Origin of the sequence: Citrobacter sp. Ce104 (genome assembly GCF_030334595.1) — a bacterium.
GTDB lineage: Bacteria > Pseudomonadota > Gammaproteobacteria > Enterobacterales > Enterobacteriaceae > Citrobacter > Citrobacter europaeus.
Map to the genome: position 1 here is coordinate 1 of NZ_JAOWDP010000063.1, position 13,949 is coordinate 13,949.

The 13,949-nt window shown below is 50.2% G+C and carries 28 protein-coding genes; 27 read left to right on the top strand and 1 reads right to left on the bottom strand.

Annotation, left to right across the window (positions count from 1 at the left end):
- From tuf to bfr, 3 genes are all read left to right on the top strand, one after another.
- Positions 1-1,011, top strand: a 1,011-nt coding sequence (gene tuf, locus OGW16_RS10410) for an elongation factor Tu (protein ID WP_286502630.1), incomplete at its 5' end; no start/stop codon positions are given.
- 185 nt (positions 1,012-1,196) lie between these two features.
- Complete coding sequence (gene bfd, locus OGW16_RS10415) at positions 1,197-1,391, top strand: bacterioferritin-associated ferredoxin (RefSeq protein WP_003031111.1); 195 nt, start codon at positions 1,197-1,199, stop codon at positions 1,389-1,391.
- 71 nt (positions 1,392-1,462) lie between these two features.
- The gene (bfr, locus tag OGW16_RS10420; RefSeq protein ID WP_003031113.1) at positions 1,463-1,939 is read left to right on the top strand and encodes a bacterioferritin; all 477 of its coding nucleotides are present in this window, start codon (positions 1,463-1,465) and stop codon (positions 1,937-1,939) included.
- Here the strand turns inward: bfr and OGW16_RS10425 are convergent.
- Complete coding sequence (locus tag OGW16_RS10425) at positions 1,936-2,403, bottom strand: prepilin peptidase (RefSeq protein ID WP_043018542.1); 468 nt, start codon at positions 2,401-2,403, stop codon at positions 1,936-1,938. The genes bfr and OGW16_RS10425 overlap by 4 nt on opposite strands.
- 379 nt (positions 2,404-2,782) lie before the next feature.
- On the opposite strand from OGW16_RS10425, the gene rpsJ reads away from it, so the two are divergent.
- The 24 genes from rpsJ (at position 2,783) to rpsM (ending at position 13,933) form a co-directional block, all read left to right on the top strand.
- On the top strand, positions 2,783-3,094 hold the full coding sequence (rpsJ, locus tag OGW16_RS10430) for a 30S ribosomal protein S10 (protein WP_001181005.1): 312 nt from the start codon (positions 2,783-2,785) through the stop codon (positions 3,092-3,094).
- A gap of 32 nt (positions 3,095-3,126) precedes the next feature.
- A complete protein-coding gene (gene rplC, locus OGW16_RS10435) occupies positions 3,127-3,756 on the top strand; it encodes a 50S ribosomal protein L3 (protein WP_003031117.1) in 630 nt (209 codons plus the stop codon).
- Positions 3,757-3,766: 10 nt separating this feature from the next.
- On the top strand, positions 3,767-4,372 hold the full coding sequence (gene rplD / locus OGW16_RS10440) for a 50S ribosomal protein L4 (RefSeq protein ID WP_003031119.1): 606 nt from the start codon (positions 3,767-3,769) through the stop codon (positions 4,370-4,372).
- On the top strand, positions 4,369-4,671 hold the full coding sequence (gene rplW / locus OGW16_RS10445; RefSeq protein ID WP_000617546.1) for a 50S ribosomal protein L23: 303 nt from the start codon (positions 4,369-4,371) through the stop codon (positions 4,669-4,671). Before rplD ends, rplW begins: the two co-directional genes overlap by 4 nt.
- Positions 4,672-4,688: 17 nt before the next feature.
- On the top strand, positions 4,689-5,510 hold the full coding sequence (gene rplB / locus OGW16_RS10450) for a 50S ribosomal protein L2 (protein ID WP_000301869.1): 822 nt from the start codon (positions 4,689-4,691) through the stop codon (positions 5,508-5,510).
- A 16-nt stretch (positions 5,511-5,526) separates the two neighbouring features.
- Complete coding sequence (rpsS, locus tag OGW16_RS10455; RefSeq protein ID WP_001138115.1) at positions 5,527-5,805, top strand: 30S ribosomal protein S19; 279 nt, start codon at positions 5,527-5,529, stop codon at positions 5,803-5,805.
- A 14-nt stretch (positions 5,806-5,819) separates the two neighbouring features.
- Positions 5,820-6,152 (top strand): 50S ribosomal protein L22, encoded by a 333-nt coding sequence (rplV, locus tag OGW16_RS10460; protein ID WP_000448832.1) that lies wholly within the window; start codon positions 5,820-5,822, stop codon positions 6,150-6,152.
- 17 nt (positions 6,153-6,169) lie between these two features.
- Positions 6,170-6,871 carry a 30S ribosomal protein S3 gene (gene rpsC / locus OGW16_RS10465; protein ID WP_000529945.1) on the top strand — a complete coding sequence of 234 codons (702 nt, stop codon included), beginning with the start codon at positions 6,170-6,172 and terminating at the stop codon, positions 6,869-6,871.
- A gap of 12 nt (positions 6,872-6,883) precedes the next feature.
- Positions 6,884-7,294 carry a 50S ribosomal protein L16 gene (gene rplP, locus OGW16_RS10470; RefSeq protein WP_000941208.1) on the top strand — a complete coding sequence of 137 codons (411 nt, stop codon included), beginning with the start codon at positions 6,884-6,886 and terminating at the stop codon, positions 7,292-7,294.
- Complete coding sequence (gene rpmC / locus OGW16_RS10475) at positions 7,294-7,485, top strand: 50S ribosomal protein L29 (protein ID WP_000644742.1); 192 nt, start codon at positions 7,294-7,296, stop codon at positions 7,483-7,485. Before rplP ends, rpmC begins: the two co-directional genes overlap by 1 nt.
- Positions 7,485-7,739, top strand: a complete 255-nt coding sequence (gene rpsQ / locus OGW16_RS10480; RefSeq protein ID WP_003031120.1) for a 30S ribosomal protein S17 — start codon at positions 7,485-7,487, stop codon at positions 7,737-7,739. Before rpmC ends, rpsQ begins: the two co-directional genes overlap by 1 nt.
- Before the next feature lie 163 nt (positions 7,740-7,902).
- Positions 7,903-8,274: a 50S ribosomal protein L14 gene (gene rplN / locus OGW16_RS10485; RefSeq protein ID WP_000613954.1), complete on the top strand. Its 372-nt coding sequence runs from the start codon at positions 7,903-7,905 to the stop codon at positions 8,272-8,274.
- 10 nt (positions 8,275-8,284) lie between these two features.
- Entirely contained in the window at positions 8,285-8,599 is a 315-nt protein-coding gene (gene rplX, locus OGW16_RS10490) for a 50S ribosomal protein L24 (RefSeq protein ID WP_003031122.1), read from the top strand.
- A 14-nt stretch (positions 8,600-8,613) separates the two neighbouring features.
- Complete coding sequence (gene rplE, locus OGW16_RS10495; protein WP_003031123.1) at positions 8,614-9,153, top strand: 50S ribosomal protein L5; 540 nt, start codon at positions 8,614-8,616, stop codon at positions 9,151-9,153.
- A 14-nt stretch (positions 9,154-9,167) separates the two neighbouring features.
- A complete protein-coding gene (gene rpsN, locus OGW16_RS10500; RefSeq protein WP_003031125.1) occupies positions 9,168-9,473 on the top strand; it encodes a 30S ribosomal protein S14 in 306 nt (101 codons plus the stop codon).
- Positions 9,474-9,503: 30 nt separating this feature from the next.
- Positions 9,504-9,896 carry a 30S ribosomal protein S8 gene (gene rpsH, locus OGW16_RS10505; RefSeq protein ID WP_003031127.1) on the top strand — a complete coding sequence of 131 codons (393 nt, stop codon included), beginning with the start codon at positions 9,504-9,506 and terminating at the stop codon, positions 9,894-9,896.
- Between the two features lie 12 nt (positions 9,897-9,908).
- Positions 9,909-10,442: a 50S ribosomal protein L6 gene (gene rplF / locus OGW16_RS10510; RefSeq protein WP_003031129.1), complete on the top strand. Its 534-nt coding sequence runs from the start codon at positions 9,909-9,911 to the stop codon at positions 10,440-10,442.
- A gap of 9 nt (positions 10,443-10,451) precedes the next feature.
- Entirely contained in the window at positions 10,452-10,805 is a 354-nt protein-coding gene (gene rplR, locus OGW16_RS10515) for a 50S ribosomal protein L18 (protein ID WP_000358960.1), read from the top strand.
- 14 nt (positions 10,806-10,819) lie between these two features.
- The gene (rpsE, locus tag OGW16_RS10520; RefSeq protein WP_003031131.1) at positions 10,820-11,323 is read left to right on the top strand and encodes a 30S ribosomal protein S5; all 504 of its coding nucleotides are present in this window, start codon (positions 10,820-10,822) and stop codon (positions 11,321-11,323) included.
- Positions 11,324-11,326: 3 nt separating this feature from the next.
- On the top strand, positions 11,327-11,506 hold the full coding sequence (gene rpmD / locus OGW16_RS10525; protein ID WP_001140434.1) for a 50S ribosomal protein L30: 180 nt from the start codon (positions 11,327-11,329) through the stop codon (positions 11,504-11,506).
- Between the two features lie 3 nt (positions 11,507-11,509).
- Positions 11,510-11,944: a 50S ribosomal protein L15 gene (gene rplO / locus OGW16_RS10530; RefSeq protein WP_003031132.1), complete on the top strand. Its 435-nt coding sequence runs from the start codon at positions 11,510-11,512 to the stop codon at positions 11,942-11,944.
- A gap of 7 nt (positions 11,945-11,951) precedes the next feature.
- Positions 11,952-13,283 carry a preprotein translocase subunit SecY gene (gene secY / locus OGW16_RS10535; protein ID WP_001118864.1) on the top strand — a complete coding sequence of 444 codons (1,332 nt, stop codon included), beginning with the start codon at positions 11,952-11,954 and terminating at the stop codon, positions 13,281-13,283.
- 30 nt (positions 13,284-13,313) lie between these two features.
- Positions 13,314-13,430, top strand: a complete 117-nt coding sequence (gene rpmJ, locus OGW16_RS10540; RefSeq protein WP_000868187.1) for a 50S ribosomal protein L36 — start codon at positions 13,314-13,316, stop codon at positions 13,428-13,430.
- 146 nt (positions 13,431-13,576) lie between these two features.
- Complete coding sequence (gene rpsM / locus OGW16_RS10545) at positions 13,577-13,933, top strand: 30S ribosomal protein S13 (protein ID WP_003031135.1); 357 nt, start codon at positions 13,577-13,579, stop codon at positions 13,931-13,933.
- Positions 13,934-13,949: the final 16 nt, after the last annotated feature.

Genomic DNA, 13,949 nt, shown 5'->3' on the forward strand with positions numbered 1-13,949 from the left:
CGTGGTATCACCATCAACACTTCTCACGTTGAATATGACACCCCGACTCGCCACTACGCACACGTAGACTGCCCGGGCCACGCCGACTATGTTAAAAACATGATCACCGGTGCTGCGCAGATGGACGGCGCGATCCTGGTTGTTGCTGCGACTGACGGCCCGATGCCGCAGACTCGTGAGCACATCCTGCTGGGTCGTCAGGTAGGCGTTCCGTACATCATCGTGTTCCTGAACAAATGCGACATGGTTGATGACGAAGAGCTGCTGGAACTGGTAGAAATGGAAGTTCGTGAACTTCTGTCTCAGTACGATTTCCCGGGCGACGACACGCCGATCGTTCGTGGTTCTGCTCTGAAAGCGCTGGAAGGCGACGCAGAGTGGGAAGCGAAAATCATCGAACTGGCTGGCTTCCTGGATTCTTACATCCCAGAACCAGAGCGTGCGATTGACAAGCCGTTCCTGCTGCCTATCGAAGACGTATTCTCCATCTCCGGTCGTGGTACCGTTGTTACCGGTCGTGTAGAGCGCGGTATCATCAAAGTTGGTGAAGAAGTTGAAATCGTTGGTATCAAGGACACTGCTAAGTCTACTTGTACCGGCGTTGAAATGTTCCGCAAACTGCTGGACGAAGGCCGTGCTGGTGAGAACGTTGGTGTCCTGCTGCGTGGTATCAAACGTGAAGAAATCGAACGTGGTCAGGTACTGGCTAAGCCGGGCTCTATCAAGCCGCACACCAAGTTCGAATCTGAAGTGTACATTCTGTCCAAAGACGAAGGCGGCCGTCATACTCCGTTCTTCAAAGGCTACCGTCCGCAGTTCTACTTCCGTACTACTGACGTGACTGGTACCATCGAACTGCCGGAAGGCGTTGAGATGGTAATGCCGGGCGACAACATCAAAATGGTTGTTACCCTGATCCACCCAATCGCGATGGACGACGGTCTGCGTTTCGCAATCCGTGAAGGCGGCCGTACTGTTGGTGCGGGCGTTGTTGCTAAAGTAATGAGCTAATTATTAGTTAATTAGCTTTGAGCTTAAAAAGGGCGCTTCGGCGCCCTTTTTGCTGCCTGCTATTTAGCGATTGTCATATTTATTCGCATTTTTTATTCATTCTCCCGCCGCGTAAATAGCGTTGTGCTATTGTAATCATAACCATTCTCATTTACACTTTGCGCAGAAATTGAACGGGAGCGATCATGTACGTTTGTTTGTGTAATGCGATAAGTGATAAAAAAATACGTCAGGCTGTTCGCCAGTTTCATCCTCAGTCCTTTCAACAATTACGTAAATTTATTCCTGTTGGAAATCAATGTGGTAAGTGTATTCGTGCCGCCCGCGAAGTCATGCAGGATGAATTAACGCAAATGCCAGAATTTAAAGAGATCGCCTAAGTCACACTCTTTTTTTTGACATCCCTGTAGCCCCATCTACGCTCTAATAGTGGAAGCGGAGGGACTATAAAATGAAAGGTGATGTTAAAATCATAAATTATCTCAATAAACTATTGGGAAATGAGCTTGTCGCAATCAACCAGTATTTTCTCCATGCCCGTATGTTTAAAAACTGGGGACTGACTCGCCTCAATGATGTTGAGTACCATGAATCTATCGATGAGATGAAGCACGCTGATAAATACATTGAGCGTATTTTATTTTTAGAAGGGCTCCCAAACTTACAGGACCTCGGTAAGTTGGGTATAGGCGAAGACGTTGAAGAGATGCTGCAATCCGATCTTCGACTGGAACTCGATGGTGCTAAAGACTTACGTGAAGCCATTGCCTATGCCGATAGCGTTCATGACTATGTCAGCCGGGATATGATGATCGAGATCCTGACTGAAGAAGAAGGGCATATTGACTGGCTCGAAACAGAGCTGGACCTGATTGCAAAACTTGGCTTGCAAAACTATCTGCAATCGCAAATTAAAGTCAGCGACTAACTGCCCTGTATCATACTTACCAGGCCAATGACAAAACCCGCAGCCGCCAGATATGGCCCAAATGGCAGCGGGTTTTTTAGTACCTGTCTCCCGCACCGGACGCAGGAAATCCCGGTGAGGCAACAGGCCATGCCTGCGGCAAGTAAAACCAACAGTGGTAATGATTCCCAGCGATGCCATGCGCCTAGCGCGGCAAGAAATTTGACATCACCAAAGCCTAACCCTTCCTGACGGCATATCAGACGATACCCCCAGTAGAACAAAGCAAATACCCCATACCCCGCTACGGCACCCCAAAGCGCGTCGGATAACTGCGCCGGTCTGCAGCACTGATGATAAATAAGACCGCCCCACAAAAGAGGGCAGGTAAATTTGTCGGGCAGCAGTCCGGTACGTAGGTCATGGACTAAGAGCAACCCTGATAGCGAAACATAAATCAGCAGAAAGGGAAAATCGATGTACATGGGCAAGCCTCATCTGGCAAAGCGTTTACCCTCGGGTAAACCCGGCGGCTCTACAAGTCCGGGATGTGGGTTATGTTTGCTCCCTTCCAGGGAAAACGCGTTGCACCACAGGACATACAATCAGAGTGGAAGGGGACCCGCATTTGTGAACGAGTGATTAATTTCTACGCGGCACTTGCTTAAGACTGAGATTTACGTATAATGCGCGGGCTTGTCTAATATTGACAGCGGTTCGATATGAGCCACCGGTACTGCGAAAGCAATACCAGACAATGTTCCCAATCGGGGAACTCTGTAAGAACGGTTACACTCTCCCATCAATCGTAATGGGTTTGAGGAGTAACTATTTCGTCTATAAAATAATTGGAGCTCTGGTCTCATGCAGAACCAAAGAATCCGTATCCGTTTGAAAGCGTTTGATCATCGTCTGATCGATCAATCAACCGCGGAAATCGTCGAGACTGCCAAGCGCACTGGTGCGCAGGTTCGTGGTCCGATCCCGCTGCCGACCCGCAAAGAGCGTTTCACCGTTCTGATCTCCCCGCACGTCAACAAAGACGCGCGTGATCAGTACGAGATCCGTACTCACAAGCGTCTGGTTGACATCGTTGAGCCAACTGAAAAAACCGTTGATGCTCTGATGCGTCTGGACCTGGCTGCCGGTGTAGACGTGCAGATCAGCCTGGGTTAATCAGGTCATCGAGCGATTGAGAGGTTGATACAATGATTGGTTTAGTCGGTAAAAAAGTGGGTATGACCCGCATCTTCACTGAAGATGGCGTATCTATCCCAGTAACCGTTATCGAAGTTGAAGCAAACCGCGTTACTCAGGTTAAAGATCTGGCTAACGATGGCTATCGCGCTGTTCAGGTTACCACCGGTGCTAAAAAAGCTAACCGCGTAACTAAGCCGGAAGCTGGCCACTTTGCTAAAGCTGGCGTAGAAGCTGGCCGCGGCCTGTGGGAGTTCCGTCTGGCAGATGGTGAAGAATACACCGTTGGTCAGAACATTAGCGTTGAACTGTTTGCTGACGTTAAAAAAGTTGACGTAACCGGTACCTCTAAAGGTAAAGGTTTCGCTGGTACCGTTAAGCGCTGGAACTTCCGTACCCAGGACGCTACTCACGGTAACTCCTTGTCTCACCGCGTTCCGGGTTCTATCGGTCAGAACCAGACTCCGGGCAAAGTGTTCAAAGGCAAGAAAATGGCAGGTCAGCTGGGCAACGAACGTGTAACCGTTCAGAGCCTGGACGTAGTACGTGTTGACGCTGAGCGCAACCTGCTGCTGGTTAAAGGTGGTGTTCCGGGTGCGACCGGTTGCGACCTGATCGTTAAACCAGCTGTGAAGGCGTAAGGGGATAGCAATGGAATTAGTATTGAAAGACGCGCAGAGCGCGCTGACTGTTTCCGAAACTACCTTCGGTCGTGATTTCAACGAAGCGCTGGTTCACCAGGTTGTTGTTGCTTATGCAGCTGGTGCTCGTCAGGGTACTCGTGCTCAGAAGACTCGTGCTGAAGTAACTGGTTCAGGCAAAAAGCCGTGGCGCCAGAAAGGTACCGGCCGTGCGCGTTCAGGTTCTATCAAGAGCCCGATCTGGCGTTCAGGTGGCGTGACCTTCGCTGCTCGTCCACAGGACCACAGTCAAAAAGTTAACAAAAAGATGTACCGCGGCGCGCTGAAAAGCATTCTGTCCGAACTGGTACGTCAGGATCGTCTGATCGTTGTCGAATCATTCTCTGTAGAAGCGCCTAAAACTAAGCTGCTGGCACAGAAACTGAAAGACATGGCTCTGGAAGATGTGCTGATCATCACCGGTGAGCTGGACGAAAACCTGTTCCTGGCTGCGCGCAACCTGCACAAGGTTGACGTACGCGATGCAACTGGTATCGACCCGGTTAGCCTGATCGCCTTCGACAAAGTCGTAATGACTGCTGATGCTGTTAAGCAAGTTGAGGAGATGCTGGCATGATTCGTGAAGAACGTCTGCTGAAAGTGCTGCGCGCACCGCACGTTTCTGAAAAAGCGTCTACTGCGATGGAAAAAACTAACACCATCGTTCTCAAAGTTGCTAAAGACGCGACCAAAGCAGAAATCAAAGCTGCTGTGCAGAAACTGTTTGAAGTCGAAGTCGAAGTCGTTAACACCCTGGTAGTTAAAGGGAAAGTTAAACGTCACGGACAGCGTATCGGTCGTCGTAGCGACTGGAAAAAAGCTTACGTCACCCTGAAGGAAGGCCAGAATCTGGACTTCGTCGGCGGCGCTGAGTAAGTCGGAGGAGTAATACAATGGCAGTTGTTAAATGTAAACCGACATCTCCGGGTCGTCGCCACGTTGTTAAAGTGGTTAACCCAGAGCTGCACAAGGGCAAACCTTTTGCTCCGCTGGTTGAAAAAAACAGCAAATCCGGTGGTCGTAACAACAATGGCCGCATCACCACTCGTCACATCGGTGGTGGTCACAAGCAGGCTTATCGTATTGTTGACTTCAAACGCAACAAAGACGGTATCCCGGCAGTTGTTGAACGTCTTGAGTACGATCCGAACCGCTCCGCGAACATCGCGCTGGTTCTGTACAAAGACGGTGAACGCCGTTACATCCTGGCCCCTAAAGGCCTGAAAGCTGGCGACCAGATTCAATCTGGCGTTGATGCTGCAATCAAAGCAGGTAACACCCTGCCGATGCGCAATATCCCGGTTGGTTCTACCGTTCATAACGTAGAAATGAAACCAGGTAAAGGCGGTCAGCTGGCACGTTCCGCTGGTACTTACGTTCAGATCGTTGCTCGTGATGGTGCTTATGTCACCCTGCGTCTGCGTTCTGGTGAAATGCGTAAAGTAGAAGCAGACTGCCGTGCAACTCTGGGCGAAGTTGGCAATGCTGAGCATATGCTGCGCGTTCTGGGTAAAGCAGGTGCTGCACGCTGGCGTGGTGTTCGTCCTACCGTTCGCGGTACTGCGATGAACCCAGTCGACCACCCACATGGTGGTGGTGAAGGTCGTAACTTTGGTAAGCACCCGGTAACTCCGTGGGGCGTTCAGACCAAAGGTAAGAAGACCCGCAGCAACAAGCGTACTGATAAATTCATCGTACGTCGCCGTAGCAAATAATTTTAGAGGATAAGCCATGCCACGTTCTCTCAAGAAAGGTCCTTTTATTGACCTGCACTTGCTGAAGAAGGTAGAGAAAGCGGTGGAAAGCGGAGACAAGAAGCCCCTGCGCACTTGGTCCCGTCGTTCAACGATCTTTCCTAACATGATCGGTTTGACCATCGCTGTCCATAATGGTCGTCAGCACGTTCCGGTATTTGTTTCCGACGAAATGGTCGGTCACAAACTGGGTGAATTCGCACCGACTCGTACTTATCGCGGCCACGCTGCTGATAAAAAAGCGAAGAAGAAATAAGGTAGGAGGAAGAGATGGAAACTTTAGCTCAACATCGCCATGCTCGTTCTTCTGCTCAGAAGGTTCGCCTTGTTGCAGACCTGATTCGCGGTAAGAAAGTGTCGCAGGCTCTGGATATTCTGACCTACACCAATAAGAAAGCGGCTGTACTGGTTAAGAAAGTCCTGGAATCTGCCATTGCTAACGCTGAACACAACGATGGCGCTGACATTGACGATCTGAAAGTTACGAAAATTTTCGTAGACGAAGGCCCGAGCATGAAGCGCATTATGCCGCGTGCAAAAGGTCGTGCAGATCGCATCCTGAAGCGCACCAGCCACATTACTGTGGTTGTGTCCGATCGCTGAGACTCTGGAGACTAGCAATGGGTCAGAAAGTACATCCTAATGGTATTCGCCTGGGTATTGTAAAACCATGGAACTCAACCTGGTTTGCGAACACCAAAGAATTCGCTGACAACCTGGACAGCGATTTTAAAGTACGTCAGTACCTGACTAAGGAACTGGCTAAAGCGTCTGTATCTCGTATCGTTATCGAGCGTCCGGCTAAGAGCATCCGTGTGACCATTCACACCGCTCGCCCGGGTATCGTTATCGGTAAGAAAGGCGAAGACGTAGAAAAACTGCGCAAAGTCGTAGCGGATATTGCTGGCGTTCCTGCTCAGATCAATATCGCCGAAGTGCGTAAGCCTGAACTGGACGCAAAATTGGTTGCTGACAGCATCACTTCTCAGCTGGAACGTCGCGTTATGTTCCGTCGTGCTATGAAGCGTGCTGTACAGAACGCAATGCGTCTGGGCGCTAAAGGTATCAAAGTTGAAGTTAGCGGCCGTCTGGGCGGCGCGGAAATCGCACGTACCGAATGGTACCGCGAAGGTCGCGTACCTCTGCACACTCTGCGTGCTGACATCGACTACAACACCTCTGAAGCGCACACCACTTACGGTGTAATCGGCGTTAAAGTGTGGATCTTCAAAGGCGAGATCCTGGGTGGTATGGCTGCTGTTGAACAACCGGAAAAACCGGCTGCGCAACCTAAAAAGCAGCAGCGTAAAGGCCGTAAATAAGGAGCGTCGCTGATGTTACAACCAAAGCGTACAAAATTCCGTAAAATGCACAAAGGCCGTAACCGCGGTCTGGCTGCTGGCGCGGATGTTAGCTTCGGCAGCTTCGGTCTGAAAGCTGTTGGCCGTGGTCGTCTGACTGCCCGTCAGATCGAAGCAGCACGTCGTGCTATGACCCGTGCAGTTAAGCGTCAAGGTAAGATCTGGATCCGTGTATTCCCGGACAAACCGATCACTGAAAAGCCGCTGGCAGTGCGTATGGGTAAAGGTAAAGGTAACGTGGAGTATTGGGTTGCCTTGATTCAGCCGGGTAAAGTCCTGTATGAAATGGACGGCGTACCGGAAGAGCTGGCCCGTGAAGCATTCAAGCTGGCAGCAGCGAAACTGCCGATTAAAACCACCTTTGTAACTAAGACGGTGATGTAATGAAAGCAAAAGAGCTGCGTGAGAAGAGTGTTGAAGAGCTGAACACCGAGCTGCTGAATCTGCTGCGTGAGCAGTTCAACCTGCGTATGCAGGCTGCAAGTGGCCAGCTGCAACAGTCTCACCTGTTGAAGCAAGTGCGTCGTGACGTCGCACGCGTTAAGACTTTACTGACTGAGAAGGCGGGTGCGTAATGACCGATAAAATCCGTACTCTGCAAGGTCGCGTTGTTAGCGATAAAATGGAGAAATCCATCGTTGTTGCTATCGAACGTTTTGTGAAACACCCGATCTACGGTAAATTCATTAAGCGTACGACCAAACTGCACGTACATGACGAGAACAACGAATGCGGTACTGGTGACGTGGTTGAAATCCGCGAATGCCGTCCGCTGTCCAAGACTAAGTCCTGGACGCTGGTTCGCGTTGTAGAGAAAGCCGTTCTGTAATACAGTAGGCATTCTCAACGAATAAACGGCTCAGCGATGAGCCGTTTATTTTTTCTACCCATATCGTTGAAGCGGTGTTATAATGCCGCGCCCCCGATATGGGGCTTTTTTAACGACCTGATTTTCGGGTCTCAGTAGTAGTTGACATTAGCGGAGCACTAAAATGATCCAAGAACAGACTATGCTGAACGTCGCCGACAACTCCGGTGCACGTCGCGTAATGTGTATCAAGGTTCTGGGTGGCTCGCACCGTCGCTACGCAGGCGTCGGCGATATCATCAAGATCACCATCAAGGAAGCAATTCCGCGTGGTAAGGTCAAAAAAGGTGATGTGCTGAAGGCGGTAGTGGTGCGCACCAAGAAGGGTGTTCGTCGCCCGGACGGTTCTGTCATTCGCTTCGATGGTAATGCATGCGTTATTTTAAACAATAACAGCGAGCAACCTATCGGTACGCGTATTTTTGGGCCGGTAACTCGTGAACTTCGTAACGAGAAGTTCATGAAAATTATCTCTCTGGCACCAGAAGTACTCTAAGGAGCGAATCATGGCAGCGAAGATCCGTCGTGATGACGAAGTTATCGTGTTAACCGGTAAAGATAAAGGTAAACGCGGTAAAGTTAAGAATGTCCTGTCTTCCGGCAAGGTCATTGTTGAAGGTATCAACCTGGTTAAGAAACATCAGAAGCCGGTTCCGGCCCTGAACCAACCAGGCGGCATTGTAGAGAAAGAAGCAGCTATTCAGATCTCTAACCTTGCTATCTTCAACGCGGCAACCGGCAAGGCTGACCGTGTAGGCTTTAGATTCGAAGACGGCAAAAAAGTCCGTTTCTTTAAATCTAACAGCGAAACTATCAAGTAATTTGGAGTAGTACGATGGCGAAACTGCATGATTACTACAAAGACGAAGTAGTCGCTAAACTCATGACTGAGTTTAACTACAATTCTGTCATGCAAGTCCCTCGGGTCGAGAAGATCACCCTGAACATGGGTGTTGGTGAAGCGATCGCTGACAAGAAACTGCTGGATAACGCAGCAGCTGACCTGACAGCAATCTCCGGTCAAAAACCGCTGATCACCAAAGCACGCAAATCAGTTGCAGGCTTCAAAATCCGTCAGGGCTATCCGATCGGCTGTAAAGTAACTCTGCGTGGCGAACGCATGTGGGAGTTCTTTGAGCGCCTGATCACTATTGCTGTTCCACGTATCCGTGACTTCCGTGGCTTGTCCGCTAAGTCTTTCGACGGTCGTGGTAACTACAGCATGGGTGTCCGTGAGCAGATCATCTTCCCAGAAATCGACTACGATAAAGTCGACCGCGTGCGTGGTTTGGATATTACCATTACCACTACTGCGAAATCTGACGAAGAAGGCCGTGCTCTGCTGGCTGCCTTTGACTTCCCGTTCCGCAAGTAAGGTAGGGTTACTGAATGGCTAAGCAATCAATGAAAGCACGCGAAGTAAAGCGCGTAGCTTTAGCTGATAAGTACTTCGCAAAACGCGCTGAACTGAAAGCTATTATCTCTGATGTGAACGCGACCGACGAAGATCGTTGGAACGCAGTTCTCAAGCTGCAGTCTCTGCCGCGTGATTCCAGCCCGTCCCGTCAGCGTAACCGCTGCCGTCAAACAGGTCGTCCGCATGGCTATGTGGGCAAGTTCGGGTTGAGCCGTATCAAACTGCGTGAAGCCGCCATGCGCGGTGAAGTACCAGGCTTGAAAAAGGCTAGCTGGTAATTACCAATTGAATCACGGGAGTAAAGACAGATGAGCATGCAAGATCCGATCGCGGATATGCTGACCCGTATCCGTAACGGTCAGGCCGCGAATAAAGCTGCGGTCACCATGCCTTCCTCCAAGCTGAAAGTGGCAATTGCCAACGTGCTGAAGGAAGAAGGTTTTATTGAAGATTTTAAAGTTGAAGGCGACACCAAGCCGGAACTGGAACTTACTCTTAAGTATTTCCAGGGTAAAGCTGTTGTAGAAAGCATTCAGCGTGTCAGTCGCCCAGGTCTGCGCATTTATAAGCGTAAAGACGAGCTGCCGAAAGTTATGGCTGGCATGGGTATCGCAGTTGTTTCTACCTCTAAAGGTGTTATGACTGATCGTGCAGCGCGCCAGGCTGGTCTTGGTGGCGAAATTATCTGCTACGTAGCCTAATCGGAGGAAAAAATGTCTCGTGTTGCTAAAGCACCGGTCGTTATTCCTGCCGGCGTTGATGTAAAAATCAACGGTCAGGTTATTACGATCAAAGGTAAAAACGGCGAGCTGACTCGTACTCTCAACGATGCTGTTGCAGTAAATCATGCAGATAATGCACTGACCTTCGGTCCGCGTGATGGTTACGCAGATGGATGGGCTCAGGCTGGTACCGCGCGTGCCCTGCTGAATGCAATGGTTGTCGGTGTTACCGAAGGCTTCACTAAGAAGCTACAGCTGGTTGGTGTAGGTTATCGTGCAGCGGTTAAAGGGAATGTAGTAAACCTGGCTTTAGGTTTCTCTCACCCAGTTGACCATCAGCTGCCTGCGGGTATCACTGCAGAATGTCCGTCTCAGACTGAAATCGTGCTGAAAGGCGCTGATAAACAGCTGATCGGTCAGGTTGCAGCAGATCTGCGCGCCTACCGTCGTCCTGAGCCTTATAAAGGCAAGGGTGTTCGTTACGCCGACGAAGTCGTGCGTACCAAAGAGGCTAAGAAGAAGTAAGGTAACACTATGGATAAGAAATCTGCTCGTATCCGTCGTGCGACCCGCGCACGCCGCAAGCTCCAGGAGCTGGGTGCAACTCGCCTGGTGGTACATCGTACCCCGCGTCATATTTACGCACAGGTAATTGCACCGAACGGTTCTGAAGTTCTGGTAGCTGCTTCTACTGTAGAAAAAGCTATCGCTGAACAATTGAAGTACACCGGTAACAAAGACGCTGCTGCAGCTGTAGGTAAAGCTGTTGCTGAACGCGCTCTGGAAAAAGGCATCAAAGATGTTTCTTTTGACCGTTCCGGGTTCCAATATCATGGTCGTGTCCAGGCACTGGCAGATGCTGCCCGTGAAGCTGGCCTTCAGTTCTAAGGTAGAGGTGTAAGATGGCTCACATCGAAAAACAAGCTGGCGAACTGCAGGAAAAGCTGATCGCGGTTAACCGCGTATCTAAAACCGTAAAAGGTGGTCGTATTTTCTCCTTCACAGCTCTGACTGTAGTTGGTGATGGTAACGGTCGCGTTGGTTTTGGTTACGGTAAAGCGCGTGAAGTTCCAGCAGCGATCCAGAAAGCGATGGAAAAAGCCCGTCGCAATATGATTAACGTCGCGCTGAACCACGGCACCCTGCAGCACCCGGTTAAGGGTACTCACACGGGTTCTCGTGTATTCATGCAGCCGGCTTCCGAAGGTACCGGTATCATCGCCGGTGGTGCAATGCGCGCCGTTCTGGAAGTCGCTGGAGTTCGTAACGTTCTGGCTAAAGCGTATGGTTCCACCAACCCGATTAACGTGGTTCGTGCAACTATCGATGGTCTGGAAAATATGAAATCTCCGGAAATGGTCGCTGCCAAGCGTGGTAAATCCGTTGAAGAAATTCTGGGGAAATAAACCATGGCAAAGACTATTAAAATTACTCAAACCCGCAGTGCAATCGGTCGTCTGCCGAAACACAAGGCAACGCTGCTTGGCCTGGGTCTGCGTCGTATTGGTCACACCGTAGAGCGCGAGGATACTCCTGCTGTTCGTGGTATGGTCAACGCGGTTTCCTTCATGGTTAAAGTTGAGGAGTAAGAGATGCGTTTAAATACTCTGTCTCCGGCCGAAGGCTCTAAAAAAGCGGCTCGCCGCCTGGGTCGTGGTATCGGTTCTGGCCTCGGTAAAACCGGTGGTCGTGGTCACAAAGGTCAGAAGTCTCGTTCTGGCGGTGGCGTACGTCGCGGTTTCGAGGGTGGTCAGATGCCTCTGTACCGTCGTCTGCCGAAATTCGGCTTCACTTCACGTAAAGCAGCGATTACAGCCGAAGTTCGTCTGTCTGACCTGGCTAAAGTTGAAGGCGGTGTTGTAGACCTGAACACGCTGAAAGCAGCTAACATTATCGGTATCCAGATCGAGTTCGCGAAAGTGATCCTGGCTGGTGAAGTCACTACTCCGGTAACTGTTCGTGGCCTGCGTGTTACTAAAGGCGCTCGTGCTGCTATCGAAGCTGCTGGCGGTAAAATCGAGGAATAAGTAGCAGATGGCTAAACAACCGGGATTAGATTTTCAAAGTGCCAAAGGTGGCTTAGGCGAGCTGAAACGCAGACTGCTGTTTGTAATCGGCGCGCTGATTGTGTTCCGTATTGGCTCTTTCATTCCGATCCCTGGTATTGATGCCGCTGTACTTGCCAAACTGCTTGAGCAACAGCGAGGCACCATCATTGAAATGTTTAACATGTTCTCTGGTGGTGCTCTCAGCCGTGCTTCTATCTTTGCTCTGGGGATCATGCCGTATATTTCGGCGTCGATCATTATCCAGCTGCTGACGGTGGTTCATCCAACGCTGGCAGAAATTAAGAAAGAAGGGGAGTCTGGTCGTCGTAAGATCAGCCAGTACACCCGCTACGGTACTCTGGTGCTGGCAATATTCCAGTCGATCGGTATTGCTACCGGTCTGCCGAATATGCCTGGTATGCAGGGCCTGGTGATGAACCCAGGCTTTGCATTCTATTTCACCGCTGTTGTAAGTCTGGTTACAGGGACAATGTTCCTGATGTGGTTGGGCGAACAGATTACTGAACGTGGTATCGGCAACGGTATCTCAATCATTATCTTCGCCGGTATTGTCGCGGGACTCCCGCCAGCCATTGCCCATACTATCGAGCAAGCGCGTCAAGGCGACCTGCACTTCCTCGTGTTGCTGTTGGTTGCAGTATTAGTATTCGCAGTGACGTTCTTTGTTGTATTTGTTGAGCGTGGTCAACGCCGCATTGTGGTAAACTACGCGAAACGTCAGCAAGGTCGTCGTGTCTATGCTGCACAGAGCACACATTTACCGCTGAAAGTGAATATGGCGGGGGTAATCCCGGCAATCTTCGCTTCCAGTATTATTCTGTTCCCGGCAACCATCGCGTCATGGTTCGGGGGCGGAACTGGTTGGAACTGGCTGACAACAATTTCGCTGTATTTGCAGCCTGGGCAACCGCTTTATGTGTTACTCTATGCGTCTGCAATCATATTCTTCTGTTTCTTCTACACGGCGTTGGTTTTCAACCCGCGTGAAACAGCAGATAACCTGAAGAAGTCCGGTGCATTTGTACCAGGAATTCGTCCGGGAGAGCAAACGGCGAAGTATATCGATAAAGTAATGACCCGCCTGACTTTGGTTGGTGCGCTCTACATTACCTTTATCTGCCTGATCCCGGAGTTCATGCGTGATGCAATGAAAGTACCGTTCTACTTCGGTGGGACCTCACTGCTTATCGTTGTTGTCGTGATTATGGACTTTATGGCTCAAGTGCAAACTCTGATGATGTCAAGTCAGTACGAGTCTGCATTGAAGAAGGCGAATCTGAAAGGCTACGGCCGTTAACAGTCGCCCGAGAAGTTACGGAGAGTAAAAATGAAAGTTCGTGCTTCCGTCAAGAAATTATGCCGTAACTGCAAAATCGTTAAGCGTGATGGTGTCATCCGTGTGATTTGCAGTGCCGAGCCGAAGCATAAACAGCGCCAAGGCTGATTTATTCGCATATTTTTCTTGCAAAGTTGGGTTGAGCTGGCTAGATTAGCCAGCCAATCTTTTGTATGTCTGTGCGTTTCCATTTGAGTATCCTGAAAACGGGCTTTTCAGCATGGTGCGTACATATTAAATAGTAGGAGTGCATAGTGGCCCGTATAGCAGGCATTAACATTCCTGATCAGAAACATGCTGTGATCGCATTAACTTCGATCTACGGCGTCGGCAAGACCCGTTCTAAAGCCATTCTGGCTGCCGCGGGTATCGCTGAAGATGTTAAGATCAGTGAGCTGTCTGAAGAACAAATCGACACGCTGCGTGACGAAGTTGCCAAATTTGTCGTTGAAGGTGATCTGCGCCGTGAAGTTAGCATGAGCATCAAGCGCCTTATGGACCTTGGTTGCTATCGCGGTTTGCGTCATCGTCGTGGTCTCCCGGTTCGCGGTCAGCGTACCAAGACCAACGCACGTACCCGTAAGGGTCCGCGCAAACCGATCAAGAAATAATCGGGGTGATTGAATA